Source organism: Bacteroides finegoldii DSM 17565 (genome assembly GCF_000156195.1).
In the GTDB taxonomy this organism is placed as follows: domain Bacteria; phylum Bacteroidota; class Bacteroidia; order Bacteroidales; family Bacteroidaceae; genus Bacteroides; species Bacteroides finegoldii.
Genome location: NZ_GG688346.1, coordinates 15,151 through 15,959 on the forward strand (window position 1 = coordinate 15,151; position 809 = coordinate 15,959).

Here is an 809-nt window from a genome sequence, read left to right on the forward strand (position 1 = left end):
ATTCTTGCGGAATCTCCGGTTCAGGATCGGGATCAGGCTTCTCCGGTTCGGGATCAGGATCAGGTTTCTCCGGTTCAGGATCAGGATCAGGTTTCTCCGGATCAGGTTTTTCATTATCCGGATTTATTTCTTCCAGCGGAGGAATAATCACTTCATCAAGAGGTTCATCCTTATCGCATCCATCAAGAAAAACTGATAAAGAGACGATTGAAAGAACAAGAATAAAAATTTTGAATCGTTCCATATCTATTATATGAGGTTTTAATAATAAATTTTGCAAAAATACAAATAAACCACTCATGTTCCAAATCTATAGAAATGAGTGGTTTATAAAATACAATTTCTAACTAAATAGTATAATTAATTATTTCTGATAAACAGTAACTTCAGTAATATTGATGTAGTCTGCTTCTTTAATAGGGATATCCATCTCAATCTTAATATATTGTGCTTTTACAGGAACTAAGAAGATAAAGTCAGATGCACCATTCTTTTCAACAGCATTCTCGATCGTTCCTACTTTAGTCCAAGTGGAATTATTACTAGAAAGAGCAATCGTCACTTCTTTATAGAAGTTGCTTGGATTGCTACCAAGATATTTAACTCTGATACCAGAGAAAGTTTGAGCATTCTGCATATCTACAGTAAAAAGGAAATTGCTTCTTGGTACAAACCTCTTAGCAGCAACAAATATTTCTATAGCTTTGTTACTATCGTTACCGTCTACCAAGCTATTTTCGCCATATTTTATTAAGTTATCAGGAAAACGGCTACTGAGAATAGCTATTTGCACAATTTCAGTTTGAAGG

The 809-nt window shown here is 34.5% G+C and carries 2 protein-coding genes; both read right to left on the reverse strand.

Translation table 11 applies throughout. The features are described 5' to 3' along the window. Positions 1-301, reverse strand: a 301-nt coding sequence (locus BACFIN_RS23080) for a hypothetical protein (protein ID WP_007758394.1), incomplete at its 3' end; no start/stop codon positions are given. Positions 302-364: 63 nt separating this feature from the next. Further along, the coding region (locus tag BACFIN_RS00065) for a discoidin domain-containing protein (protein WP_007758396.1) at positions 365-809 on the reverse strand (445 nt) is incomplete at its 5' end.